We start from the raw sequence: 26,037 nt of genomic DNA on the forward strand, positions 1-26,037 counted from the left end.
AACCGGCTAATCCATCTTATAGATAACATCGACACCATAACTACGAAGTTCGCCATAGACATCAGCACCCGCCAGTGCGAACAGCTGATACTCAGCATTTTCCAGATTTTTTCCCCAAAGCGAGACGCTTAAGTCCCCGTTGCCGGTTGGAATTTGGTAGAGCGATAAGCGGGCACCCAGTAAACCAAAATCCTCACGCGGCCGATCCGCACTACCTGGCCCGCCGTTCGAGGTTTGCTCATCATGCCAACTGTAATTAATTTCTGCGGTTAACATGCCAATGGGTAAGGCTGCCAGGGTATAACGACTATAAGTGTTATATTTATGGCGGGGCGTGTGTGGCAGGCTTGTGCCTTCTAGCGACTGTTGAGTAAAAGGGTCGATGACCGCATCCTTCTGATCAGCATCGAGATAAGCATAATCTACCCCGAGTTCTAATCCATCAGTCGGCAATACAGTCAGTTCGAACTCTACGCCCTCAATCGTAGCGTCACTGGCGTTAATCGTACTAATGGTGAAATCCATAGGGTTAACAAAATCTAATTGAATATCATCATACTCTGACCGAAAAATCGCGGCATTCAATCGCAAACGTTGGTCCCACAATGTCGATTTAAAACCCAATTCATAAGCTAACAATTCTTCCTGATCAAAGGGATCCGACGTTCCGGCACGTAAATTAAACCCGCCGGAACGGTACGCCGTGGCTAACCGAATATAAGCATGCACATTATCAGACCATTGATAATCGACCGTAAGAGATGGATCAAAGCTCGTATAGTCTTTGCTAAGCTCTCCGCCCGTGTCGATAGCAACACCCGAGATTGTTCGCTCCATTTCACGCTCATCGCGCGAATAGCGCCCACCCAAACTAACACTCAATTGATCACCTGCAATCGGTGGCACCCACGTCACATGGCCAAAAACAGCGCTGGATGCATTGACAACATCAGCCTCAAGCGGCGCAGCCAAATCAGTTAACTGCGGCGGCCGAAAGGCATTAAAGGGATCAAATGGGTTCTCAATCAAGGCAAAAGCATTCGTCAGGCCTGCCGTTTTCTGGTCTGCGGTCTCCTTGAAATAGTAGAGTCCAACAATATAGTCAACGCGCTTCTCTTCTAGCGAGCCGTTAAGTAAAAATTCTTGGGAAAACTGTGACTGATCTAAGGTACCGGCATTCACTACCGGCAAACCAAATGCCTCAACCGAGTCATTTAATCGCTCGCTCTCCACATTTCGATAGGCAGTGATGGATTTGAATGTCATGGTGGGTGTTGCGTCCCACGTCATACGCAGTGCATGACCATTGTGTTCAAAATTATCTTTTATCGGCAGATCAACAGGCCGGAACGACTGTCCGAGTCGACGGGTATACAAGGGGGTTGCTAAGCCAGGAGTCGCTGATGGTCCTCCGCGTTGGGCATATAGGCTAGTTCCCTCCTGTTCTGAATGGTCATAGGCATATTGAAAAAGTAACGTATCCGCCAAATCACTTTTTAACGAAACACGATAACCTTCGCGGTCTTGCTCTCCAAAATCGTCACCACTCCCTGCGTTCGCCACCAACCCCTCTTTTTCCGATGTCAGGTAACTGACCCGAGCATCAACACCGAGCCATGTTGGTACATCGATGCTGGTTAATGATCGCAAATAACCCCGGTTCCCCATATTCAATGTCTGCTTAAACCCCAATGTTCCTGACGGATCAGCAGTGACATATTTAATGGCCCCACCAATGGTATTCCTGCCATACAAAGCACCTTGAGGTCCGCGTAAGACTTCAATGCGCTTAATATCCGCCATATCAGCGGCTAATCCATTCGCTCGTCCCAAGTACACATCATCCAGATAAATCCCTACGCCAGCATCCCGGCTAGCTTGTTCCGCATCAATGGTGCCAACCCCACGCATAAACGCCACTAATGTAGAGCTACTCGTCGGGAATGGCTCAATCGATAGCGAGGGAACCTTTTCAGCAAGGTCACTCAAATCAGCGAAACCAATTTTTTCAAGAAACCCCTCATCCAAGGTTGTAATGGCTAACGGAATATCTTGTGCCGATTCTTCACGCTTGCGCGCTGTCACGAGAATTTCTTCAAGAACATGTTTCCGGCTACCTTTTATTCCCGGATCGTTTCTTTCCGTTTGTGCCCAAACACATTGTGATGCACACAGCATCGCTAGCAATAATCCAGTGCTTAGTAATCGCTTATTATTCCAGACCTGCATTTAAAACCCCCTCATATTCATTTTTATAACGAGCTATTTTTTCAACCCAATGTCAGACAAGGCATCGACATACCTCATCTGGGGTATAACGGTAATTTACCGCTGGTCTAGGTAGCCGTCTGTGCCCAAATGGATACAGTCTGATTAAAATCATCAGCATGAAGGGGAGTGATGCGTGGTATTACGGCATCGACCATTCTTCTTAAAAAGAGGGAGACCTGATATTTCTATCAGGTAGTAAGGTTATTTAAAGAGCTATTTTACAATTAACGGTAAATTTTTCGGGTAGCCATCTCTATTTCAAGACTTGATGGAAAGTACGGGTTAAACCACTAAGAATAAAGGATGATCTATGAGAAACGTATCAGAAGAAATGTCACGTGCTGCAGCCACCACGTTTGTGCATGCTTTAGGCTCACCTCAGTTAATACAAGACGATAATAGGCAGATACCGGACGAACTCATTTTAGCGCTCTCGAAATTAAACCTGACAGAACAGTACTCGCTAATTAACCGTGCAAAGTACTTTCTCGCCGTTGATCTCAATACCCAGGCCCTACAACGCCAACTATACGAGCTAGAAATACACAGAGAGAACCATGAAAACGAAGATGCCTTCCTCTTACTAGGCGCGCCTTTAGTATTAATGCGTAGATTGTTTGGCATGCATGCCTCCGAATTTTCACGAAGAAGGCACGCACTGAACCTAAAAGGCGAACGCACTGGTCGTCCCAATCATTGTGATGAAAAAACTACACATTTAATTTGGGAGCAATGGGAAAAACATCAACACCTAGACGAGCGCGAGCGATTTATGCTCATTGCAGAGCATCTAAATCTAAGCCTTCAGACATTATGGAGTGCGCTTCGATCACATATCCAAAAATAGAAGCAAGTATTTAACGATAGGTTTTATAAAGACGAAAAAAAGTTTTCAACCATTGATCAAATTTTATCGAACAGCAGTAACAGAGACGCAAACGCAGTTAAAAATAAAATTCTGTTTAGAATGAAAGATTTGAGCACGGCATACTTTAGCTTTTATGTGCGGATCTTGTACCATTTCTACAATTAAAGCGCTGATGTCAGGCATGCATCTCAACAACAAACATTGAGCAATTTAACAATTTCACTTTTTTGGCAGTTCTTACTTAAACAACAGACATAAAAAACCCGAAATAATCGAGGCTTTAGGGTAGTTGCGGGTTGTGTGCCAAAAAATTACCTATTGGCTATCATGCTTGAGATAAAAGCAGACATAAATCCGTGTCCGTTTTATCGGGTCAAGCTCCTCCTGCGGTCCGTATATTAATTTTTTAAAGCGCACTTGGCACCATAGCTATTTCTCCTTTAATGGGTCTAGTTCTGGGTATTGAGATAAGACTAATGGATATAGATTCATATCAATGCCATTGGCAACCCTAGCAATATCTCGCTTCAACTTTTCTAATTCGTCAGCCTCACACAACTCTGCTAGCTGAGGCAATAATGAAAACAACCTCTTGTTATTTTCTTCCAAGACTTCGACTATGAGTTTTGCTGCTTCGATATCCATATTTCGATACTGCCTTTTAACGCCCGCCTCAACGGCAGGAGAAATTGGCGCTAAAATTGCGCAAGAAATTTGAGTGATAGTTTAAACTGTCTGATTTCAGGCCCTTGTTAAGCATTTGCTCCATCTGGATCTGATTCAACGTCTTCAGACGATAGGTCGTAGAATCTCATGCCTTTTCGCTCCATAGCTTGTCTTTCTTTTAAAAGAGGATCATTTTCGGAAAGCAGCCCCCAATACTCTTTACCTTTTATTACCTTGAAACATATACAGCCTGACTTTACTAATAATTGTTTCAACTCGTCATCTTCGAAACCTCGAATATGGTGTCTAATAAGACTAAACGATCTTAACGCAAAACCTTTGCTCATTAATGTCTGTATTGCATTCTCCAAAGAGTGCTCCAATGCAAATTCGCTTCGTAATTTTCTTTCCGCTTGTTCCAGTTCAGTTTTAAACCGATTCTCAGCTGCATCTGAATTTCTTCGAGAAACAATAAGCGCTATAAGAGCGGAAATCAGTGCAGAAATAAAAACACCCATGAATTTTATCCAGTCTCCATCTTCCATCCAAGCTTCCTTTTTATGCTTAACGAGACTGTAGAAAAACAAGTCTATAACACCCCATCACTACAGCCCTTTTATTATTTATTATCACTGATCATAAACCATCCACTTTATTTTACATAATCCTTTCTTATAAGATTTCGGGCTCACCACTTGTGGATATTTTCAGCTAGCTAGGTCCGCTTTCAGGTGCTAAAAATGAGTAATTGATTAAGCCTGCTTTGGGTCACTATTACGCCTATCACGATAAAAAGGATCAAAAGTCGCTGCCGTACCATGGGCGGTCATTAGCAAAATAAAAAAAGGCTACCGAAGTAGCCAACTATAAGATCTGGCTAACCGCGTTTTATTCGCTTAGCTTGTTGTTGAGTTCTAGCGTAATAGCGGCTTAACTCTTTGTCGTTGGCACGGCGTTCCGCCAAGCTTGCACTGTTGATTTCCTGCTCTCGGAGTAGCTTGCGGTAGCTGTATAGTCTGCGCTCCTCCAGCTCGCCTGATTCTATAGCGTCTTTAACCGCACACTCAGGCTCGCTATCGTGTTGGCAATTGCCATATCGGCATTGCCTGGCGACGGCTTCGATGTCAGCAAAGGTTACAGCCACGCCCTGCTCACAATCTGTCAATTGCAGCTCACGCATACCGGGCGTATCTAAAATCATGGCATCATTAGGCATTACCAGTAATGAGCGACGGGTGGTGGTATGCCTACCCTTGCTATCATCTTCACGAATTCCAGATGTGCTCTGCAATGGTGTTCCCAGTAGTGTATTGGTGAGCGTTGATTTGCCCGCACCAGATGAGCCTAACATAACCACCGTTTTGCCCGGTGTGCACCAATTTAATAAAACACCACTGCTTTCGTGGTCTAACCCATTGAGCGCTTCGACACAAAGAAGCGAATCCAATTGCTGCACCTGATTGCGTAAATCATCAGCGCCAGGGCAAAGATCGGCTTTGGTGAGTACGATAACCGGCTCTACCTGCGCCTCGTGGGTAAGGCTTAAGTAGCGCTCAATGCGATTTAAATTAAAGTCGTCATTCAGCGAGCAAACTATAAAAGCGGTATCAACATTAGCGGCAATTAGTTGCACTGAGACTTTGCTACCAGAAGCCTTGCGTCGAAAACAACTCTTGCGTTCTAACACCCGAGTAATACGTTTCTCTCCATCCAGTAATATCCAGTCACCAACGGTTAAAGACGGGCACAAGTGGGTGAGTTGAATGGACTGCCTGCCTGCTTCTGACGCGACTTCAATTTCAGATTTGTGGTGTTCTAATACCCTCGCCGGGATAGCATTATCCCACTCATCGAGGTGCAGTTGTTGTTGAAAAAAAGGCTGCCAACCAAGGCTGGCTAAAGATAATAAATTATTCACGGTAAACCCCTGGCGCATTGCACCAATAGAAAAAATTCAGGGCTGAGAGCCCGGCTAATAACCGGGCTAAAACTGGTAGGCTAAGTCGAGGTTGACTTTAAACCTATGCGATTGCCCAGTTAGGCATGAATACAATCATCTTTCGATCTCCTAACCGTTTGTGAAGTTTTAACTATAGCATACTGCATTAGTGCTATAGGAATATTAACACAGGGCTCCTATTCGCTACGAAGTAACAAACACCGTTTAAATACAATTCTGAAAATAGCCTGCTAATTTATAACTATTACGCTTATCGGCTTCGAGTACCCCTGCTGTATACAGCCCCTTTAATACCTGCCTGACAGCATCAATATCCAAACCATAATTGGCCGATTTTATTCTACGCAGTACTGGTGAAATATTGCCCTTTATTATGTCATCCGTTAGCTGGGCTTTCATTTGCTCTGACCCCAAAGCCTGCTTTTCGCTATCGAATGCCTGCGACTCACCCTCAGCACCGTCTAAACATTGGTCATTAACCAGTGCCCCCAATTTAATCGCCTGCACCAAGCTGATCATGCCTAAGGTGCTGACTTCAAGTAATACGCTAAGCACGCCATAGCCTATAGCCCGAATAAGTTCACTCTTGATATGTAATGCCTTGCTGATCTCATTAAACAACCGAGTAGTGGCGACCTGTTGCTTAGCTTCGTCCAACCCCACGTCAGTTGCACTGTCAGCCAATTTCGATAATTCGAGCCTAAGGGCTGCTATCTGCTTTACAGCCGCTTCACCCTGATTCCACTGGGTGTGATAGGAGCTACTCAGTCGCTTTTCAAGTAAACGTTCATGAAAGCCAATTTCCTGTCTCACACCCTCCACTCTCAATTGTAATGCCCTATACGGATCAGACCGTAACTGTGACTCACGCAAGAGGCTTTGTTCGGACGATACCAAAAACGCACAGCTCGCCAGCCACGAAAAAGCCATAAGTACCACACTGAGTATGCCGTAATAATGGCTTCGATGGCGGTTAGACCAAAAGAGAAATTTCCCGATATCAATGCAGCAGCCAATCAGAAAAAAAAGAGTCGCTAAGAATACCATGCCGTGCCAAGTAGCATGACCCGATAGGTGCTCCATCGTCACACCAGAAAGAGACAAAGCAAACATACTCGTCAACATCATGCTAACGAGGCAGAAAATAACTTGCGTACTTTGAATAACAAGAAGCATAGATCAGACACCACAACACAACACAACAATGCGACGTCCAATGTTGCTGCCAGCCACTGATAGCAGCAATGCTAAAGTTATCGGGTCAACAATAAACTTTTCAGCTAGCAACGCTAACTGGAATCCATTACTGCCAATACTTTCTTTAGATTACGAAAAGTTTCCCAGCGTTTTTTCCTTGATTCTAAATAGTATGTCATTACGATCAAAAACAAAGGAAGACTGATTATGAGTAACGTTGAGGAAGCCATGAGCCGTTCGGTGGCCAGAACATTGATGTCATCTCTTGAGACGCTCCAATCGATTCATTTCAACAAAAATAGCCTGCCAGATAACCTAATTACTTTCATGTCGAAGCTCAATCTTACTGAGCAGACATCGCTAATACAAAGCGCTCGGCATTATGTCGCTATCAACATCAACATACCTGCACTCGAACGACAGATCCAAGCATTAGAAAATAAACGGGAAGAAAAAGAACTCGAAGATATCTATCTATTACAGGGCGCCCCACTTATTCTTATGCGCCGATTATTTGGTATGCATGCATCCGAATTCTCACGACGCCGAAACATTCTTAATATTCGTGGTGTAGGCAGCGGTCGACCGCCACTATGCAATGAAGAATCTGAACACCAGGTATGGAAACTTTGGCAACACAATAACCCGCTAAATGAACGGGAACGTTTTCTAAAAATAGCCGACGAAACTAACCTAGACCTTCACCTTATTTGGGGTGCCTTACGCGCCCATATTGATAGCTGATTAAAAATTACTTTTTTAAAGTAATTATAATTAACTGACTACGCTTTTGAATAAGCGAAGCAAAGAACAATGAGAATTGCTTAATTGTACTGAGGGCTGAGGGCGAAGTGCAATTGACCTGTATTTTTAAACGCCAGATAACGTATAATTACAACATGAAAGACTTAACGCTATTTTCACTGATGATGTTTACGTTGACTACCAGTCTGTTGAGTGCGTGCTGGAAAACCTTGCTATTTTTGGTTGACTTAATTGATGGTGGTGACGATGATCTTACTGAGAATACACTCCACTATAACTATCGCACCGGCGATGTTGAACCCGTAAAACACCTCGACGGACTGTATGACAACAAGCCATAAAAAAAACGCCTAAAGAACCGACGTTCTAAAGGCGTTTAGTGTGATCAACTAAAGCAATCCACGTTCAGCAAATGAAACCGTGGTGTTATCACCGATAACAAAGTGATCCAATACCCGAATATCCAACAGTCCTAAAGCGCTCGTCAGCCGTTCAGTAATACGCTGATCGGCCTCGCTCGGTTCTGCCACACCCGATGGGTGGTTATGGGCAAAAATAACAGCGGCAGCATTAACTTTCAACGCGGCCTTAACGACCTCGCGAGGATAAACACAGCAGCCGTCTATCGTGCCCACAAACAATTCCTGATATTCAATCAATCGGTGCTGACTATCTAAAAACAAACAACAAAATACTTCTTGTTGTCGCTCTGATAACTGCAAACACAAATAGTCCCGTGTTGCCTGTGGTGAAGTAAACACCTGATCGCGCGTTTGCAATCGTGTATATAACAGGTGTTTGGCTTCAGCAATCAACTGGTTTTCCTGCTCGAATGTCGATTCGGTGGTATACATTTCATTCGACGGTTTAACGGTTTTCATAATGTGCTCCCATAACACTAACAGGGAACACACCAAGCCCTTATGGGAACGGTAGTTCCCATAAGGATGAAATGGACAATAGGCTAGTACAACAAACACTACTGCCCGGGTGGTGTGTTATCCATTTGCAACTTGAGGCGCGTCCTCTTGATCATCAACAGTGCGATGATCTTCATAGACCAATTCACCATTGATTTTCATAGAGTGAATCCGCGTCAAGAATCCACCTATCGCAGCCCCAACTCACCAGCGCGCTCACCTTGTTTATAGATGAACGCCTTGGCACGAGGGTTAGCCATATTGAAGCGAATCAGCACATTAGCCTCCTCAGCCTCGATGGCATCCCGATGCTCAAGCACAACACCGAGTACGGTTTCAGACGAAATAATGAGATCGTGATACTCATAATGCACATTGTCCGCCGGTCCCTGGATAACCGACACTTGAGCCGCGTAGCGTTCAGGTTTACCGTCAGCACCGAATTCACGAATGCTGTTTAGGTAGCCGATGCCATTGGCATACTCGTTAAAGTAACGGTTGTTCTCTGCGGAGGCAGAGGTTTTTTTGGTATTTTCAGTGGGTTTACTCATAGCAATGCTCCTGATTCAATGAGTTGATTTAATAAGAGGAACAGCTGGCCCAAACGGGACAACAAGATCCCCGGTTGGGTGAGTGAACTCAGATCATTCAGTATTTCGGTTGAAACAACTGCATACCACGCCAAGGCGTTGATCCGGGTATGAGGGGTGCTATTGAGACAGCAATAGCCACTGTTAGTAATCTTCAAACAGGTTCGTTGAAGGATCATTGCCTAGCACCTTTTTTCCCTTTGATTCCTCCGGGTAATCTTGGGTTAATTCGCCCAGCCCCTGCTGTACCCCGCGTAATCGCCTGGGTAGCGCCGTCTAACTGCGAAGCAGCGCGAATGCCTGCCAGTCCAAGATAAACCGAGAGTAATAACGGAAAGACTAAATACAGTCCGCCCGTCAGAAAATTAAGAATGATTCGCTTGAGCGTTAAATCAGTACTAAACAATGTGGTGACACTGCCCGGATCTGGGTAAAACGCCTGAATTAAATTTTGATCCACCCACCAGGCAAAGAACCACAAAACCGTCCAAAATTTTACGGTGAACAAAATCAATGCGCCGATTATCAATAACGAGAATTTGTAACGACTAATAAGAATAAAGAACGGCAATAGCGAGTACAGTCCCATTAAAATAAGCGACTGCACCATCGGCGCTGCTTCCAGAAATACTCTTAGGTAGGCAGCAAAAGACACGCTGGTTTTTCCGAGGCCATAAGCGGCCAAGCCTTGTTGCGCTGCATTTTGCACCGAAACCATAATGCCCGGATCACCGACACTGAAATCCACCATATTGCCGTAAGCGAAGTCATACCCTCGTGTTGTCCAACGCGGCGGTGAGTTAATCAACGCAATCTGAATCACCGCATCACGACGCGGTGCAGGGTCCCAGCCGGGTTCAGCGGCAGCAGACAGTAAATCAAGATCACCCAATTCACTGAGAATGGACTGTTGAATGCCTTGCCACCACTCGGTGCAAAAGGGTTTTCCATAGAGTGGGTTATTCGTAGCGTCCCATTCGACATCTCTTAACGCCGACCAGGGATACCCTTCCCTCACGGTGTCAGCACGGATGGAATCATAGTACCCTGGCGTTTCCAGATAGACATGGGAGCCAATCCAATCCGGGTCAGTATCACCATAACGATTCAATAGATTGGTAATCGCTGCACTGGTTGGACGCTCGGCTAGATATTTTGAGCGAGCTTCAATAAAACAATCCCGAAAGAAATCGTTAATCTCATGCTGCAATTTTGGGTCTTCTATCGAGGCATCACTCAATTCATCGACATAACCTCGAAAATCAAGCGCTGGAGGCACAGCACCCATCACCGCGCGATTAAACCCCGAACTAAAACTCATCACCGCAAACCAAAATACGGGGACGTTTACTGATACCGGTGCCGCGCTAAAGGAAATACCCCCTCCATAGGTGGTACGTGAATTATTCACTGTTGCTACCGGCTGGGCAGGCGTGCCGATTACCGCACGAGGCGTAAAGGAAAGATCAACGGCATTCAGCGGAGTCGCAGGTACAGCGGCGATCAAAATCACAAAGAAAGCGACAAAATATTCAACCTCGACAATTCGCAGTGTTGTATTGCCCGCTTCCTCAGCATCTTCACCGGCATAGGAGCGAATAATCGTATCAAGCAGAATGCCAAGAAACGGTAAAAACACAATACCTGTTGCCACCAGCACGTCCCAAATACTGTTATAAAACAACCAGCCAAATAATGTTGTATAAAGTTCGAGTGTACTATCAACAGCCATAACGCTATCCCTCCCACGCCAGTAGGACGGACAACGGATTGTGAACAATCAGACATTCATAAAGAATGATTAGAATAATTAGCGGTCTACGGTTTGGCCGATAGTGCTGCGATGGTTGACGATGTCGAACAGCCCCTGAAACGAGTCTTGGCCAGAACAGCAATAACACGCTGTAGTTAACAGCGCGCCACCAACCAAACTGCATTCCATCCATCACCTCCCCAATATCCAGGGGAGGATTATTTCCAATCAATAAACTGAGCAACAACCCGGCCATAAGCAGCAAACCTACACCCGTAAAAGTAAATCCCCAAAGTAAAAACTGACGTTTCAAGAAAGCCATTGTCATTGCTCCACACCGCCATTTTTAAGTGGGCGTGGATCGTTCGGTACAGATGCCGGTGTATTCACCGACGACTGCCGAATGGCATTGTCTCGTAACAATAATTCCACCACAGTGGAGGTCACAAACTTGTTTCTGGCATCCTTTTCAAAAATCACATTGTTAATTTCACTGTCTAATTCTTCCAGAGCCTGTACCACCTCACGCTGTGCAATCCGGTTGGCCGATACATAGCCCTCTTTACGCCCCGCAAGCAGCAAACGACGAATAATCATTGCCTCTTCCATGACTCTCGCTTCAGCAATTTCCTGTCCAAGCTTATTAATAACGATAGACACTTCGTCGGGGGACTGATTACGTAAGGCTTGAATGACCTGCACAGTTACTGCGATTCCAGGCGCTTCAACTTCCTCAAGATTGGCTCGTGTAGGTGTTGTGACTCCGGTTACAAGGTTTACCAATAATTGCACCACCTCCTCAGTGGTCTGTTCAATATAGGGAATCAACCCTTTGCCTGAACGCGCACCTTTATTGCATCCATCACACAAACCCACTTCGACCTCTCCTAACACATTGGTCACCCAAACATCCACGGCATTAGGCCCCGTGAAATGCTGAGCAAGCGGTGCACTGCCGGGCAGGTCAGTACTGGTTTCAGGTGGACGCTGCGAGAGAATGTTCAAGCCAGCCGCTGCAACATCTGACAGCACACGGATCGGAGGCTGATTGGTACCACCAGCCCTTATACCGCCGACCCATTCGATACCAGCATTCGGGGCATCTTCAGCATCATCAACAGCATCGTAAATATTGGCACCTCCGATACCCACCGAACGTTTCCAAGAATCACCCCAGCTGACCGACGCCCACTCATCAAAAGGGTTAGTATTTTTTGCAATTTCGTACTGAATGCGTTCACAGCTTTTAGTGGCCAAAGAAAAAGATTCATTGGCACGCAGTAAAGCATTTTGAAAAAGGTCATACAGACCAGGGTTAGCTTTTTGAAGAATATAGCCGGGCAAATTGGCTATCGCAGCAGTCGCGGCCAACTCAATGGCATTAACCGCGTTATCAACGCCATTTCGTAAATTGTCTAGTGAGCTTTCAATTGCGACCATCGGGTCAAAACCACTGCAACTGAGGGCAGAAGCCTGTCCATTGAACGATAGATCAATGGTGGTGATGTTAAGACTGGGAGGAATGGCGATATCACGACCGCCACCGATTTTGTAATAGAACAAGCTATCGTTGGTTGGCGCTTCTAGAGCGCATATTGGAAAACAAACTATAAAACCAATGATCGGAATCACCAGTTTACAATACCTGTGTACAAAATTATGGCCATTAGTCATAGACAAACCCTCACCGGTACCGTGAACAAATAGGCACCTTGTGCCTCACAGCATTCATAAGGGCGCCATAAGGTAAATGCGTATCGGTTATCTTCTGAATGACGGCCTTCTGACCAGGAGGTACTCAACACATCGTTTTCACCAAAGGCATAGCATTGCTCATCGACTTTAGGAGCCAACATTTGCCAGACTCCAGTACCAGGATCATTCTCGATTAATTCACCCGGTAACCAAGTGCGGTTATAACCGTTACCGTCAAGAGCGTTATAAATATGAGGCTGGCGAGTCTGAGTCACGATATTGCCAGCCCGCTGGGCAATAACCGCCGCTGCTTTAGTATCATCTTTCTGATTAATAAAGCCTGTACGCGGCCAAACCGGCCCCATTGTTGTTGAATGCCATCTCCCACGACACGTCGACCGGGTAACAGGTTTTGCAAATACAACATCTCCGGTAAACCAAGACGCCAGGTTAATGCATCCAGTGAAGACAGCAGGTACGGATTAAATGACTCGGCTTCGGATGGGCAGTAATAGCCGCTGTCGCCGATGAAATCAGAAACAGAGGAAAAAGGATGGCCAATCGCGGTCACTTCTTTATAACGGAGGCTTTGGTCGGCAGCTGGATTCCCGCCCTCAGTACGATGCCCTCCACCAACCAAAGCATCATGGAAGGTACTGACAACACCGTTAACTATGCTGTTGTCTAATGAACCAAATAACGACACCATTTCTTCCCACGGATTATCGCCAGGCTCGTCGTAAACACTCACGACCAAATCCGGATTGTAGTGCGCTACACGGATACTGGTTTCAATTGAGCATTCAAAAATACTGCATCTGAGCCAAACACAAACACCCGTAATGCAATAGTTCAAGCAAGAACGGTCCAGCGTTATTGCACCGACAATATCAGCCGTCGTAATGGTTGTGGGCTCAGCTTCAAATGCATGAATGTTGTATCCCTGTAACACCGCAAGGAGAACCAATATTTGAAAAACGCTATTCATTAGCAGTTCCTCCTTGTTTATCCTCTACCCACTGTCGATATTTATTGATTGCCTGTGCTAAATCGGTCACGCCGTAAATAACCGCTTGTCGATCAAAAATAATTACAGGGTAACGATTAAGGGCATATGCCATCATCGTCCCAAGGGGTAAATACGCTGTTCGTAATTCAGCATCCAATTGCGAGCGGCCAATCTGGGCAATACGTTGGTCAACCATTGCCCGAGCCTGCACTGGATCAACAGGTAATCCATGACTGAGACGATGCTCTATATTGGTAACTGCATCCAGATTGAGAATTTGAATAATCAGTTTAACGTCATCTAATTTTTTCGAGATGCTGTTTATATTGGAGACTGGCCGTTGATTTGAAGTGACAACAATGACAGATTTTGGTGATAGATCAGCATCCGCCCATGCAAGCTGGAAGATACCGATACAGCAACAAACAATTAGTGCCAAGTGATAAATTAGATTCAACGCTGCCACACCTCCTTGATTAATCCATGAGAGGCATGATTAATGATTTGGCTTTAAAACAGCTATGAAAAATGTTTCACAGAAGGAAGAAAATTTTTGGAAACAAGGGATAGCCGGATTGAAATGTTATCTAAATTTAAAAGGAATATTATTTCTGTTATCTGTTTTAACTACCAGATCTAACACGTCACGAGTAATTTAACGTCAATATTTAACCAAAACGTATTGTCTGATAGCAACTAAGAACCACGTTATTTTCAGTTGGATCTGGTTAATCAAGGTCCTTCCAGCAGCACGATCAATGGACTACTTAGCGGCCTGCATTTCTTATTTGACGTAACTCTTAATAATCCCGATGCACTCAAAAACATGAGCACGATTTATCAACCGCGTAAAATCCCTATCGTGTTGAGCCAGCAGGAAGTAAAACAATTACTGGACGATGCTGTGAGCCTAAAATATAAAGCGGCCCTATCAACCGCTTACGGTGCAGGCCTTCGCGCCAGCGAAGTCACGCATTTTAAGGTCAGTGACGTTGATAGCCAGTGGATGCTGCTCCACATCGAGCAAGGCAAAGGGGGGACGGAATCGACAGGCGATGCTGTCGCTAGCACAGCTTCGGTTACTTGGCATAACCTGATACGTTTTTTAATTACCCAGCTGATATCAGGAAAGTTATCTACACCACCAACGCCATCGAATCGCTTTACAGCGTTATCCATAAGGCCATTAACAAGCGTAAGCTGTTTCCTACTGATGATGCGGCGAAGAAAGTAATTTACCTAGCAATACAGAACGCCTCAAAAAATGGACTATGCCTATCAGGAACTGGAAGCCTGCACTCAATCGATTTATGATTGATTTTGAAGACCGCTTAGCAGATTATATTTGAACTTGGCAGTTAGACAGAATTATTTACAGGGTCTAAGCATGCTCTAGAGACTGAGTTTTTAGCTCATTTATCCGCGTCTTTTTTTCAGCTCTTCAATCACACCATCTAAATCATCCATATGCACTCCTACTTGATACCCGCACTTCTCTAACGTCTGACACTTATAGAACTGGTAATCGAGCAATATTCATTCCAGCCCTACGGTCAGTCGCCCTCAAATACTAAAATAATTTTATATTTATCTGCCGGAGTACAAGCACTTCGACCATACGCCCCAGCCCCTGAAGATTGAAAATGAGCAGCTTCGTATTCCGCTTCAGCCTTCAGTCTAAGGGTGTACCCCTTCACGTTTACCCATGTGTGTACTGCTTGATTTACTTCACTCTGGCCAGCACAAAAAACAGTTACTATATTATTTCTCATGACTATACTCCTATGCTCTGCACGCTTTGAGAATTTCTGCCCTTGCCGCATCATCTTTCTTGAGATCAGAGACTAGCCGCTTTTCATTATTGTGATACCCGCTAATTCTCTTAGCTTCTGCGTCTATTAAGTTTGCAGGCGTGGTGCCTTTCCATGCGAAAACACAGCCTTTGGCTTCAATGATTTCCTTGTTCAAGCTACTAATCTGATCCTTAGTCCCGTTTGCAAGGGTGGTAGCTTCTTCAGGAGTCGCACCTGCATCCAATAGTGCTTGAACTTCTTTGGATTTCTCTTGATCGGCTTTGGATTTTTCCTGCTCGGCCTCGGCCTTTTTTCCCTGTGCCTCTGGTGCCTCGGCGTTCAATGCCATTCCTACAGACTGATTAGCCCCCAACCTCTGGGCAGCAACGCCTGTTGCAAAAAATTGAGCAAGATTACCTGAAGCCGAGTTAAACCCTAAAGTTCCTTTTGCGCCCAAACTGGCAAAGACCGAGTAAGTATCAATTTCGAGCTCATTGCCGCCTTTTGTTTCTTCAATGCCCGATGACAGGGACACATATTTACCCGCAGGTAGTACAGCAGTTAAACAGAAGCTAGCCCTTTGTTTCTGGTCAGTTATCGTATCTTTTAAGCTATCATCACACTTCTTGATATTAGTTATTAATTTTGACACGTCATCATCCGGATTATAATCAACCTTTCCATTAGGCTTCAACGGCATCCATACAGCCTCTAGACGTTTATACCCAAGTGTAAATTCAGGGATACCTCCATTTTGTATCGGCGCAGATACATCAAGAGCAAATTTAGTTGTCGTCCCAAAAACGAGGACATCATTGTGAGGGTTTTCATCGCCGTTTAAAACGCACCCCTGGACAATAAATAAGCAGATTAACAGGGAGCAAGCTCTCATTACTCTAATTCTATACACAGTCCGTCTCCATTCAGAATATCATTGTTTTTAAAGAATATTTTTAGATTTTCTAGCTGTTCTTCATTTTTAACTATCACGACTATACGACATGAATCATTAAGGGATATTTTTTTAGTGCTGTTGTAACCAATACCGGAACTTGACTCATCAACCCAAAAGCCAAGTGTCGTTATATCACTTTTTTCCGTTTCATTTTTCTCTCTACTAATATCAATTTTTACGACCCCAAATCGCCATATAGGATTATTTTTTACTGTTTCATTTGTAACTGTTGAGCATGCTTGAACCAGCAAGGTCGTGACCAATAGAATATGCTTTCTGCTCAATATGCTCACGTTCCTTACTCTCCGCCTGGCTTCTTTCTTTCATTTCGTATCATCTCCTTTTGCATCTTTACCAAGTAAATAGCCTGCAATTGCACCGAACAGCCCGACTATTGGTGTAAGCTGGTCATTATCGTATCCCACAATGAGAAGCAGGCTGGACAAACCAAGGATAGAAATAACACCAAATATCCTTAGTATTTGCTGGGCAGGTGAAGCACTTCGCCAGAGCAGAACTGTTGCCAGCAGCAAAGCCAAACAACAAAAACCCAAAACACTTAGCGAAAGGAATTGTATTAAATCTGTTGACCATGGTTGATGAACTTGGTTCTGAACAGTCGTCGTTCTTTCAAACGCACTTTGTGCCTCTGTCAATTTTGATAACGCTTCCTGCATATCGCCAGCCATTATTCATTTCCTGCTTCTAATTTGCTTACGCGCTCTTCCAGAGTTTTTATCTTTGAGGAAAGCAATTGTATTACGCCGGTCTGTGCTCTAATCAAATTCTGCATCTGATTAAATCCAGCTTCACTTGCTCCTGGAACTTGTGCTGTGCCCAAAGAAGGCTTTTGCTTATTATGCTCAGGCACTTGCATTGAATCGTAAGCCAGTGTTGAAGCTGCTGCCGGGACTTGTTGCGCCAAAGTATCAATTGACAGAAGCATTAGCAGTAATATTAGAAACCTCATCTATAAACCCCTCCTTGTTCACTCTCTATCAATCATGATCCACGCCCGTCTCAAATAGCCCAACGAGCGGCAGGTGGTCGGTTACATTGTTGCGGTAATTGGATAGCGATAGCCCCATCTTTTCATGCATGGGAATAATTTTTAGCATAGTTGCATTAAACTCAATGGAATCAAGGATGGTAAATCCGAAACCATCGAGCAGATTACCGATATGGGTGCCGCCAGAGGTGCTGATATGGGAGCCGCCCTCAAGACCGGAAGAGGGAAACATAAAGGGCAGTCCTTGTGCTTCCAGAACTGCAAAATCTTCCTCGTCTTCATCGGGGATCATGTTGTAATCACCAACAATAAGAATATCCTTTTCGCCCATGGCGATGATGCCTTGTGCAAAGGCTTCAATCTTTTCTAGCTGTTCTGCCCGCAGCTTTCTGTTTGTGGTGCCCCGCCCTGCTTTTAAATGAACACCGATCAGCATGAAGTCATAATTTTCTATGCGGGCATGGACGAAGGCGGCATTACGGTAGCCTTGCTTGCCAAGATCGCTTCCGATAATCATGCCTGATCCCAGTACTTCAACATCGCATTTCATAAGAAAGCCGATTTCCTGCCTTGCGCGTGGCTGGTCAGGCACGATAGCTTTATGGCAGGGATCAAGATCGTGACTTAGGGTAGTTGCTAGCCATTCACCGCTGGAGAGCGGATTAAGTTCAGGCAGAACGATAATATCGGCATCAAGGAGTTTGAGGCCTAGTGCGATCATATTAAGATTGGATTGGGGGATCTGGTGAAAACCACCCAGATTCCAGGTGGCTATGCGCGCGGTATCTGCCAGCAGATACGGGGCATAGATAAGCAGTAGGAGGGAAAGTAAGGGTTTCATCCTTGCTTCCTTGAGTCGTCATCGGTTTTGGTTGTTGTTTTAAACGACGACTACTGCACCATTCCCTGCCGCTGTTAGGCCGAGTCTAACACCCCTTTCCCGAAATGTGAATGGGCCACAGAAATGGTCAAATACGGGACATTACGCCCCGTTATCGCTCTTTATCGCGTTTGATGCGGGAGCATCGTTTCGAGCGATAAGCTCGTCCCGCAGGATGGGCACATCCTGCGGCGCGGTGATGCCGATACGAGCCTGGTTGCCATTTTGAGACAGAATGGTGATTTAAATATCATCACCGATAAAAAGAGAGCTACCTTCCGTGCGGGTGAGAACTAACATAAATCCGTCCTTGATTTATCTGGTAAGTGGAAGGGCAAGCCTACCAGCTTGCCCCTGTTCTTTCTAGAGACTCCAGAATAAATGCACTTCCTTGTAGCCCCAGTCTCGATGGCGAATACATCCCCGCCAAGCTTCATATCGCGCCCAATGCGCTCATAGTCGATATAGAAGGCTAGATTCTACGAAATCTCGCTAGTTTGTTCCGTTAGCTCCTGAGCGTAATCGGCCAGGCATTCATAACAGCCGGAATAACTCTCTTCTAGTGCCTTTATGACCTCAACAAGATCGCCGCAAAAATGGTTTAACACTTCCCCAGAAAATTCGCCGTGCTCATCGATAAAACAGTCAATGTCATGGGCAGACTATAATCTATTCCGATTATTCTGATCGATTTTTCAATCATGTTGACGTCATGGCAGGTCAGACAGTAAAAACAACGATAAAGATAACACCTCGACAAACTTACGGCATGTGTAGTGCAATGCCAAAGATAAGTGTCAGTGTTAATATTGATGAAAAGGACATTCTGATTAACAAACTCTTAGCAGAAGGCTGCTAATAAGAAGACAACAATGATCATGCTTCATTAGTTATTCACCCATCCAACAAGTCCATAGAGGTTCTTTCTGTATTGGATTGTGAATCTGACTATTTTATATACTAAATATTTTATAAACAGATTCAACTATTAATACCGACAGTCACTCATTAGCTAACCTAACTCCTCATCCATACGGTCAGCAATAACAAACACCGCCTCCAATTCAGAACAATGTTGAGATTTCATAATCTCAGCGCGCTGTTGTTTTTCATGCTTTTCCGTCATCGCCAGCGCCAACGCTAAGGGTGGAGGCACATTTCTGAAAAGGCATTGAAGATTATCTGATAAAACCACACCCTCGGTGTAATTCCCCGGTTCTTTTCTGGCTGCGCGAAGCATGCCTTTTTGCTCTTCCGTCAGGTCTTTGAAGCGAGAGATTTGTTCAATTTCTTCTTTGGGGCAAACCATCGCGATCCACCACTCAAACATGCTGAGCAGCTTTTTTGCAGCGTCAGGAAAATCTTCCAGATTTTGTGTCGCCAACCACAACCAGGCACCGAGTTTGCGCCACATTTTTACAATTTTGACCAGAAAAATGGAGAGTAACGGATTTGTGGTAATCAAATGTGCCTCATCCCCCAACACAAAGGTGGGACGATGATCGTACTGCTCCCTTTCTACGACGCCATTGATTTGATTCATCAACCCCATAAAACCTAAAGCGAGCTGGTCTTCATAGCCTTCATTAGCCAACAACCCCATTTCCATAATGGTGACATCGGCCTCTGGCCAGGCCTTACCCACGCGATTAAAAAAGTGCCCAGCAGTGCCTGAACAATACAGAGCCATCGCATCCCCCATGTCTTTGGCTCGCTCTCGGCGCTTGGGCGTGCTGGATTCGTCCAGTGCCAATTTATTCAATGCGCTAACCACATCCTCAGTTAATACGATTTCCTGACTGCCAGCCGCTTGCTTGTCTTCTGCAGCGATGATGATTGCTTTTCGAATCGTCAGCCTATCGGCCCGTGTCATGAGTGCTTCTTCCTTGCTGTCACCACCGGTTATCATTATCCGGGCTTTCAACTCCATCTCACCCAACAGGTCGCGCACCTCAAGATCATCACTGCTATCAGAAGCTTCTAATGATGCGTCTTCATCAAAGGAAGCTTGCTGAGCAATTTCTCGCTTCAGCATTTCATAGGCATCCGCAAAAGGCGGCAAACTCACATCTTCTTTGGGGTGAAGCGTGATTTGGTTGACGCTCAAGCCAAAGTATTTGCAATAGTCACCAAACAGCTTAAATGATCCCCTTTTTCAATAATGTAAATGCGCGCACCGTAAATGGCGACGACCTGCAAGAGGACGTACACCATCAAAGCAGATTTGCCCGAACCCGGAGGCCCTAACACCAAACCAAATGCGTTTTTGGCTCTATCCAATTTATTCAGTGGATCGAACGTTAGCGGCTCGCCACCGCGATTGAAAAACACCATGCCGGGATGTCCCGTGCCCCGACTGCGGCCATAGAAGGGTAGTAATCTAGCCAGATCACTGGAAAACACGAGACGGCTTTTGCGGTTAATCTTTTCCCGCATCGGTTCATAGTTCATCGGCAGCTGTCGAATATAGGTATCCAACGGCAACAGTTCATCTTTTTCTCGAATGGGGTGCAAGCCATTAGCCAATAACAACGCATTGGCTTCATTGGTTTTCTTTTGCAGATCAGCCAGTGAATCACCACGAGTGAAAAGCGTTATGACTGTAGGCAGCAGATAGTCACCATGGGACATCCATTTCAGTGCTTCTTTAGCATCCTGCTCAGCGGCCATCGCCTCGGCGGTTTCGCCCTTTGCAGCATTGAGCACTTGCACCACATGGTTTTCTACCAAGTCCTGTGGTTGCAGAGTCAGGCATATGGAAAGAATGCTGCCTTCAGGCAGCTTATCGAATAGCGCATATAAATTATCACCAACCTGTCGTTCGCCAGTAAAGTGACCGGGTAAGGGTTTACGCCTCAACGCATCAACGGTAATGGCTCGGTGTGGCAACTCGTCAAACCACCAAACACCGTGTTGCTTATCAGACTCTGGTTGTGTCAGAAATAATAATTCCGATAGGTCGTGGCTAAATACCTGATCCTTTTTTTTGGGTAAGGGAAGTAACTCGATCAAGGCATCGAGATCACCTTGAACCACGTCCGCCGTGGGGTTAAACCATCGCAATAACCAAGTGTAGAGATCACCGTCGTCACAACGTCGAGTACCGATTCCGCTTGCTACCATCTGTGTAACAAAACGTTCAGCAACCTGATTTATTTCAATAACGGGATCAGCATGCTCGTTATCATTAACCTCTCGCCGACGATAAAGAAACACTCGCACGCGACGCACTTTACCTCGCCAATTACCACCAGTAACCGTGGTATCTTCAAACAGCCCTGAGCTCCGTGTCATTCGCTTAAAATGCCGTTGCATACGGGCTACAAAATTCTTTGCCAGAAGGCGATGTTCTTCTGTTTGCCTGCAATGTGTTTCTACATAAGCATCAAGGGACCGAGACAATACTGACAGTGAATCTTCATCCGACACAAAGCATTGCAGCACAAAGGGGTTGTCATGTGCAGGGATGGTATGATTGATACAAGTTTGAATATTAGCCTGAACCTCATGCAGAAAACTGTCAGAACGCGCCTCGGTAGATACACCGGTAATTTCAAACATCGCTGCAGCGCTATATCCATCTTCGAGCGTGAAAGTTTCGGAAGCCTCGTCGTAATCCACCCAAGGCAACCAATCGCCCAAGGTGACCGGGCGACGATAGAGCTGATCGACATCATTATCAGTAACCACTGATGTGTTTTTTGATGGTTTAAATAGCATGGCTATTCCCACCCTCCTTGTTCACTCGGTATGGCAATATGGTCTTGCGTATACATCCGGAAAAATGTGCTGTAGCCAGGCACTGGATGACCTGCTGGTGTTAGATGTTTGAAGACATACATACTCAAAGTTGGATTTGGCAACCACATAAAATCACCCTGCATCGATTCTTCTTTATCACTGTCCAGTCGATCAGGTTTTTTCAGTTTTACATCGTTAGTTTTATGAAATTTATTATCGTGAATGGTCTTCATCGATGGCATGTCCGTGCCAAAGACTTTTGCCTTGGACGTTGTACAAGCCGACAACAATCCGCCGCTAATCCAAATTACGGTTACTATGAGCATCATCTTTCGCATAACGCACCCTCCTTGAAATTGAACTTTTATCCAGCGATAAACTACGATCCAAATGGACCGATATTGCCGCGCCAGGATTAACGACTACCGCATCAAAACTTTGTTTTTGTCGCGCCAACAACCAACGGCTTACTTCATCGGTGGCTGACTCCACCGCTTCACCGGCTACCAATTTATTAATATCACCGACGACTGTGCTTGTGGTTGAACCCGTTAGGGATGATGTTTGGCGTTGCTGTTGTGCTTCGGCATAAGCAGAGCCAGCCGCACCTAATCCAGCCAAGCCAATACGTTGAGAAATAAATGACGGCGCATTGGTAACAAAACGCCCGGCGACGCAGGGCACACCACTGGGGTCAGAGATATAACCCAAAGGTTTACCTTGGCTGCTGTGGTTGACGATAGAACCATCTTCAAAGATAAAGGTGGCCGATGTTAAGCGAGCGCTGACACAAGAAAGATTCCAGTCACCAAACCCCAGACCACTGAAAATCATGCCTTCGACCTCTGGCATGTCATGGCCATTCGCTAACAGATTGTCTTTGCCAATATAGATTTTTACCGGATAGGGATCGGGCGTCTGACCTTCTACGGGGATGCGGCCAATCAAGGCCGTCAGAGCCAACCCATCCGTCAACGTGGCGTCTTTGGGTAAGGTATAAATCGGCTCTACACTAATTTGTTTTTCTATCTCTGCACCCTTGGCCTTATTATTCACTTGAGCCGTATCAGGCGAGCGAGGCAGCAGGCCTGTGAATCGTGCATTCTTGCCAGCGTTATTTTCAGGATCAACATAATCAATAGGGTTATACCAAGCGCCTTGATCAGGATTAACGGGAATGACGTTTTTACCGTCAAAACCAAAACCGATTGGAAGCCCTTCCTGATTTAATTGACCCACACCATTAGGCGCTTTCTCTTTTTGCCAATCGGCTAATTCGCGTTTTAGCTCGCTAATATTTTGTTGCAATACGTTTATGGTCAGCTTGGTTTCGTTCAATGTTTCCTGTGCTTGTTTATTCGCGGCTTCCAGCTTTGAAACTTTTTGCTGATTTTCAAACACCTTACCCATATTTTCTTTGGTCGATGCATTTAGCGTATCGGCTTTTTGTACCGCCTCGCGAGCATAGGCCTGCAATGCTTTGATGGTATCGGTTTGGGTATCACCGTCCTGCGGTTTGACTTCAGGATCGTACCCCGGCATTTGATCAATCGGCTGGAAACTTTCTCGCTGCTCAGAACACATCACTAATGACAAGAGTCCAATAGCCATTGCAACGCCAGCTATAAGCAAGGGGTTCATACGCTTTTCAGCCATCACCCTACTCCCCACTACTTTGTTTTGAGTTTAAGGGCGTCAGTTTCAAGCTTTCGAGAAAGGATTGATCTGAAACCAGATACAAGGTCGTGGTATCAGTTTCACTGCCAGCCAAACCCAAATCGCTATGCTGTAGTGTCGCCGTCAACCAATCTCCTCTAAGGCGGTCATTGAGATTTAGAAAAGGTAGCGCGCTGGATTGGTCAAACCCCAACTGTAGTGATTGCATAGAAAGGTTACGCATTTTGACGGCTGTCACCGTCAACCCATTCCCCTGCCATGACGTTATCGGCATTGTTTCCACCAGCCCGCCGCGAATCAATGGAACAGGGGTCGATAATTCAAGCGCAATACGTTTAATGGCACTATCGCCACCCGCTAAGCGCTCCGGCGCATACAGTTGCTGCGCCGCATAACGCGTTAGCCGAATGCGCCAGTCTTCCGTGGATTTGTGCGAAGTACTTTCCTTACTAAGATTCCTAACGCTTTTCTGTGTTATCACTATCAGTTCATCACCAACGGTGTCGACCTCCCCTGCCATTACATCCAGCAAGAAAATCTGCTGATTGCTTAATCCCTGCACACGGATACGGCTACGCGTAAAAGGCTCTTTCGCATTGATATATAAAACACCGTTAGCCGCGAGCACCGAAACTTTGTGCTTAATACTATCGGGTAGCCAATAACGTATCTCATCGGGAAAATGAATAAGTCGTTCATGGCCAATTTGCAGCTGAACATTGATGGGGCGTTTTTCCCACAGTACGCGTTCCGGTGTATCCGCTGTTGCCGTAACAACGACCAAGCCTAACGCAACACTAAACAGCCATCGACCAAACGACCAATGAGCATAGCCTTTCATAATTCACCTCTTGGTCGCTGGAAGGGCTTTCCAAGCTCATCCTTTTGTAGAAGCACTGGACGCATCGCTTCATTGCAAGCCAATGCCAAACCCCAGGGATTGATTTCTTTGTCAACGTCAAAACGAACGATACGCAAGGGATAACGCAGCAAGACATCCTTAACCGGGTGGCCACCAATCGACTCCACGAGATTGACATCCAGCCAGGTTTTCCAGGCACTACCCGTTTCAATCTCAACACGTTGACGGGTATAAGACTGCCCCAGAATTTCCTGCACAGAGCGAACCCGCTGGCGCAGTTCACCCAAGCCCTGTTTGGCATTCATATCCGCTTGCAATGCTGACCGGCATCCTGGCGTCAAAAAACCTTGCAGTGCATATATCTGTTTGGGGTAATCTTTTTCGCCGTCACTTGGCCAGCGGTTTAACTGCTGGAAAATGTAATACGCAAAGGTATAAACCAGTGGTGCAGGCACTTCATCAAAATGGGTAACCATGCCCTGAGTCATGTCGGGCGGAATATAAAGTCGCCGCGTATCCTGTAAGACGCCATTACGCCACCAGAGAGCAACCACCGAAATGACCAGGCATATCACCGCGATACGTAAGGTACGAATATGATCACAGGTGGCTAATAGCCGTTGGCGCGCCTGATTGTTTCTAAAAAGTGGGGAGATTTTCATCGCTTTACTCTCCGGCCAAGATCCCAAATCTGGCTTTGTCGTATAAACGGAGAACGCAACAGATGGAGGTCTTCGAGCCATAGACGCAATCGCAACTGATAAAAACCCAGCGGCCTGCCCGCTTGAGCTTTTGCAAGGCTGTTGCACCAATAACAACCCAGGCAATCACCAACAGCAAGCCGATGCCGACACCCATCATCAGATAACCAAATAGTCCGCACACAATCACACTGCCAGGCACTAGGACGATACCGCCCACCGTGACCAGCAGCATCAACTCCGAAAGCGAGCAACCCCTGAAAATTGAAGGTTCCGCATTCAACCTCAGGGGCAACAGCTCATTGATTTCCTGCTGAAAATCCATGTCTTAAATGATTCCTACAGCTTCGTTCAGGAAGAAGGACACGATAGCCAGCAGCACACCAGCGATCACAGCGGTCAAACCTACAGAGCCCCAATCAGGATCATTTGAACTACGTGCTTCGTTGAATTTGGATAACAAAATCCAACCAACCCATAGAAAACCCGCCCCTGAAATTACCAGAGCTATGTAGTCGATGGCGTCACCGGACCATCCCTGCATAAACGCTAAATAGTTACCGTTTGGTGCGCCGCTCGTCGGATCGACCGGGGTAGGTAATTGTGCCTGGGCGGATATTGAAACCAGCCATAGCCAGAATATTGAAAAAGAAGTGATGTATCGCTTCTGCTTAGAAGTAGATTCGTGCATTGTAGGGTTCATAGTCTTCCTCGCTTTTTTGCGT

At 45.6% G+C, this 26,037-nt stretch carries 27 protein-coding genes and 4 pseudogenes; 5 read left to right on the forward strand and 26 right to left on the reverse strand.

Features of this window, described 5'->3' with window-relative positions:
- Positions 1-6 precede the first annotated feature (6 nt).
- Positions 7-2,229, reverse strand: coding sequence for a TonB-dependent receptor (locus UNITIG_RS04190; RefSeq protein ID WP_101757259.1), 2,223 nt, complete (start codon positions 2,227-2,229; stop codon positions 7-9).
- A 352-nt stretch (positions 2,230-2,581) separates the two neighbouring features.
- Between UNITIG_RS04190 and UNITIG_RS04195 the strand changes: the two genes are divergently transcribed.
- Positions 2,582-3,118 (forward strand): STY4526/YPO1902 family pathogenicity island replication protein, encoded by a 537-nt coding sequence (locus UNITIG_RS04195; protein ID WP_101757260.1) that lies wholly within the window; start codon positions 2,582-2,584, stop codon positions 3,116-3,118.
- Between the two features lie 450 nt (positions 3,119-3,568).
- On the opposite strand, the gene UNITIG_RS04200 is transcribed toward UNITIG_RS04195, so the two are convergent.
- The 4 genes from UNITIG_RS04200 to UNITIG_RS23035 form a co-directional block, all read right to left on the reverse strand.
- On the reverse strand, positions 3,569-3,784 hold the full coding sequence (locus UNITIG_RS04200; protein WP_101757261.1) for a hypothetical protein: 216 nt from the start codon (positions 3,782-3,784) through the stop codon (positions 3,569-3,571).
- Between the two features lie 107 nt (positions 3,785-3,891).
- The gene (locus tag UNITIG_RS04205; protein WP_101757262.1) at positions 3,892-4,350 is read right to left on the reverse strand and encodes a hypothetical protein; all 459 of its coding nucleotides are present in this window, start codon (positions 4,348-4,350) and stop codon (positions 3,892-3,894) included.
- 332 nt (positions 4,351-4,682) lie between these two features.
- Positions 4,683-5,723, reverse strand: coding sequence for a ribosome small subunit-dependent GTPase A (rsgA, locus tag UNITIG_RS04210; RefSeq protein WP_200821192.1), 1,041 nt, complete (start codon positions 5,721-5,723; stop codon positions 4,683-4,685).
- A gap of 246 nt (positions 5,724-5,969) precedes the next feature.
- Entirely contained in the window at positions 5,970-6,578 is a 609-nt protein-coding gene (locus tag UNITIG_RS23035; protein WP_159931082.1) for a hypothetical protein, read from the reverse strand.
- A 591-nt stretch (positions 6,579-7,169) separates the two neighbouring features.
- On the opposite strand from UNITIG_RS23035, the gene UNITIG_RS04220 reads away from it, so the two are divergent.
- The gene (locus UNITIG_RS04220) at positions 7,170-7,706 is read left to right on the forward strand and encodes an STY4526/YPO1902 family pathogenicity island replication protein (protein WP_101757265.1); all 537 of its coding nucleotides are present in this window, start codon (positions 7,170-7,172) and stop codon (positions 7,704-7,706) included.
- A 113-nt stretch (positions 7,707-7,819) separates the two neighbouring features.
- Complete coding sequence (locus tag UNITIG_RS04225; RefSeq protein WP_200821193.1) at positions 7,820-8,068, forward strand: hypothetical protein; 249 nt, start codon at positions 7,820-7,822, stop codon at positions 8,066-8,068.
- A gap of 48 nt (positions 8,069-8,116) precedes the next feature.
- Here the strand turns inward: UNITIG_RS04225 and radC are convergent, their stop codons facing one another.
- From radC to UNITIG_RS04265, 7 genes and pseudogenes are all read right to left on the reverse strand, one after another.
- Positions 8,117-8,608, reverse strand: a complete 492-nt coding sequence (radC, locus tag UNITIG_RS04230; protein WP_101757267.1) for a DNA repair protein RadC — start codon at positions 8,606-8,608, stop codon at positions 8,117-8,119.
- 227 nt (positions 8,609-8,835) lie between these two features.
- The gene (locus UNITIG_RS04235; protein WP_200821194.1) at positions 8,836-9,198 is read right to left on the reverse strand and encodes a DUF3577 domain-containing protein; all 363 of its coding nucleotides are present in this window, start codon (positions 9,196-9,198) and stop codon (positions 8,836-8,838) included.
- Positions 9,199-9,412: 214 nt separating this feature from the next.
- Positions 9,413-10,969 (reverse strand): conjugal transfer protein TraG N-terminal domain-containing protein, encoded by a 1,557-nt coding sequence (locus UNITIG_RS04245; protein ID WP_101757269.1) that lies wholly within the window; start codon positions 10,967-10,969, stop codon positions 9,413-9,415.
- 4 nt (positions 10,970-10,973) lie between these two features.
- Positions 10,974-11,318 (reverse strand): hypothetical protein, encoded by a 345-nt coding sequence (locus tag UNITIG_RS04250; RefSeq protein WP_145999083.1) that lies wholly within the window; start codon positions 11,316-11,318, stop codon positions 10,974-10,976.
- A complete protein-coding gene (locus UNITIG_RS04255; protein ID WP_101757271.1) occupies positions 11,315-12,664 on the reverse strand; it encodes an integrating conjugative element protein in 1,350 nt (449 codons plus the stop codon). The genes UNITIG_RS04250 and UNITIG_RS04255 overlap by 4 nt, the downstream gene beginning before the upstream one ends.
- Positions 12,661-13,673: pseudogene (locus tag UNITIG_RS04260) on the reverse strand (TIGR03756 family integrating conjugative element protein). The gene UNITIG_RS04255 and the pseudogene UNITIG_RS04260 overlap by 4 nt, the downstream one beginning before the upstream one ends.
- The gene (locus UNITIG_RS04265; protein ID WP_159931083.1) at positions 13,666-14,151 is read right to left on the reverse strand and encodes a TIGR03757 family integrating conjugative element protein; all 486 of its coding nucleotides are present in this window, start codon (positions 14,149-14,151) and stop codon (positions 13,666-13,668) included. The pseudogene UNITIG_RS04260 and the gene UNITIG_RS04265 overlap by 8 nt, the downstream one beginning before the upstream one ends.
- 369 nt (positions 14,152-14,520) lie before the next feature.
- Between UNITIG_RS04265 and UNITIG_RS24040 the strand changes: the two are divergent.
- Together UNITIG_RS24040 and UNITIG_RS04275 are read left to right on the forward strand one after the other, a co-directional pair.
- Positions 14,521-14,730: pseudogene (locus tag UNITIG_RS24040) on the forward strand (tyrosine-type recombinase/integrase); the annotation flags it as partial.
- A 62-nt stretch (positions 14,731-14,792) separates the two neighbouring features.
- Positions 14,793-15,043, forward strand: a pseudogene (locus UNITIG_RS04275) (transposase); the annotation flags it as partial.
- A 204-nt stretch (positions 15,044-15,247) separates the two neighbouring features.
- On the opposite strand, the gene UNITIG_RS04280 reads toward UNITIG_RS04275, so the two are convergent.
- From UNITIG_RS04280 to UNITIG_RS04345, 14 genes and pseudogenes are all read right to left on the reverse strand, one after another.
- Positions 15,248-15,466, reverse strand: a complete 219-nt coding sequence (locus UNITIG_RS04280; RefSeq protein WP_101757273.1) for a hypothetical protein — start codon at positions 15,464-15,466, stop codon at positions 15,248-15,250.
- 10 nt (positions 15,467-15,476) lie between these two features.
- Positions 15,477-16,397, reverse strand: a complete 921-nt coding sequence (locus UNITIG_RS04285) for a hypothetical protein (protein WP_145999084.1) — start codon at positions 16,395-16,397, stop codon at positions 15,477-15,479.
- Complete coding sequence (locus UNITIG_RS04290; RefSeq protein WP_145999085.1) at positions 16,379-16,726, reverse strand: hypothetical protein; 348 nt, start codon at positions 16,724-16,726, stop codon at positions 16,379-16,381. Before UNITIG_RS04290 ends, UNITIG_RS04285 begins: the two co-directional genes overlap by 19 nt.
- A gap of 39 nt (positions 16,727-16,765) precedes the next feature.
- Positions 16,766-17,131, reverse strand: a complete 366-nt coding sequence (locus UNITIG_RS04295) for a hypothetical protein (RefSeq protein ID WP_101757276.1) — start codon at positions 17,129-17,131, stop codon at positions 16,766-16,768.
- A complete protein-coding gene (locus UNITIG_RS04300; RefSeq protein ID WP_145999086.1) occupies positions 17,131-17,412 on the reverse strand; it encodes a hypothetical protein in 282 nt (93 codons plus the stop codon). Before UNITIG_RS04300 ends, UNITIG_RS04295 begins: the two co-directional genes overlap by 1 nt.
- Before the next feature lie 28 nt (positions 17,413-17,440).
- Positions 17,441-18,292 (reverse strand): hypothetical protein, encoded by an 852-nt coding sequence (locus tag UNITIG_RS04305; RefSeq protein WP_101757278.1) that lies wholly within the window; start codon positions 18,290-18,292, stop codon positions 17,441-17,443.
- 141 nt (positions 18,293-18,433) lie between these two features.
- On the reverse strand, positions 18,434-18,574 hold the full coding sequence (locus UNITIG_RS04310; RefSeq protein WP_235015422.1) for a carbon storage regulator: 141 nt from the start codon (positions 18,572-18,574) through the stop codon (positions 18,434-18,436).
- Positions 18,575-19,343: 769 nt separating this feature from the next.
- Positions 19,344-22,051, reverse strand: a pseudogene (locus UNITIG_RS25455) (conjugative transfer ATPase).
- A gap of 2 nt (positions 22,052-22,053) precedes the next feature.
- Entirely contained in the window at positions 22,054-22,410 is a 357-nt protein-coding gene (locus UNITIG_RS04320) for a hypothetical protein (protein ID WP_101757279.1), read from the reverse strand.
- Positions 22,370-23,728: a TIGR03752 family integrating conjugative element protein gene (locus tag UNITIG_RS04325; protein ID WP_101759187.1), complete on the reverse strand. Its 1,359-nt coding sequence runs from the start codon at positions 23,726-23,728 to the stop codon at positions 22,370-22,372. Before UNITIG_RS04325 ends, UNITIG_RS04320 begins: the two co-directional genes overlap by 41 nt.
- 4 nt (positions 23,729-23,732) lie before the next feature.
- Entirely contained in the window at positions 23,733-24,590 is an 858-nt protein-coding gene (locus tag UNITIG_RS04330; RefSeq protein ID WP_101757280.1) for a TIGR03749 family integrating conjugative element protein, read from the reverse strand.
- Positions 24,587-25,273, reverse strand: coding sequence for a PFL_4703 family integrating conjugative element protein (locus UNITIG_RS04335; protein WP_101757281.1), 687 nt, complete (start codon positions 25,271-25,273; stop codon positions 24,587-24,589). Before UNITIG_RS04335 ends, UNITIG_RS04330 begins: the two co-directional genes overlap by 4 nt.
- 4 nt (positions 25,274-25,277) lie before the next feature.
- Positions 25,278-25,637, reverse strand: a complete 360-nt coding sequence (locus UNITIG_RS24055; RefSeq protein WP_235015261.1) for a DUF3487 family protein — start codon at positions 25,635-25,637, stop codon at positions 25,278-25,280.
- A gap of 3 nt (positions 25,638-25,640) precedes the next feature.
- Positions 25,641-26,015: a TIGR03745 family integrating conjugative element membrane protein gene (locus UNITIG_RS04345; protein WP_101757282.1), complete on the reverse strand. Its 375-nt coding sequence runs from the start codon at positions 26,013-26,015 to the stop codon at positions 25,641-25,643.
- Positions 26,016-26,037: the final 22 nt, after the last annotated feature.

Source organism: Oceanicoccus sp. KOV_DT_Chl, from assembly GCF_900120175.1.
GTDB lineage: Bacteria > Pseudomonadota > Gammaproteobacteria > Pseudomonadales > Dasaniaceae > Oceanicoccus.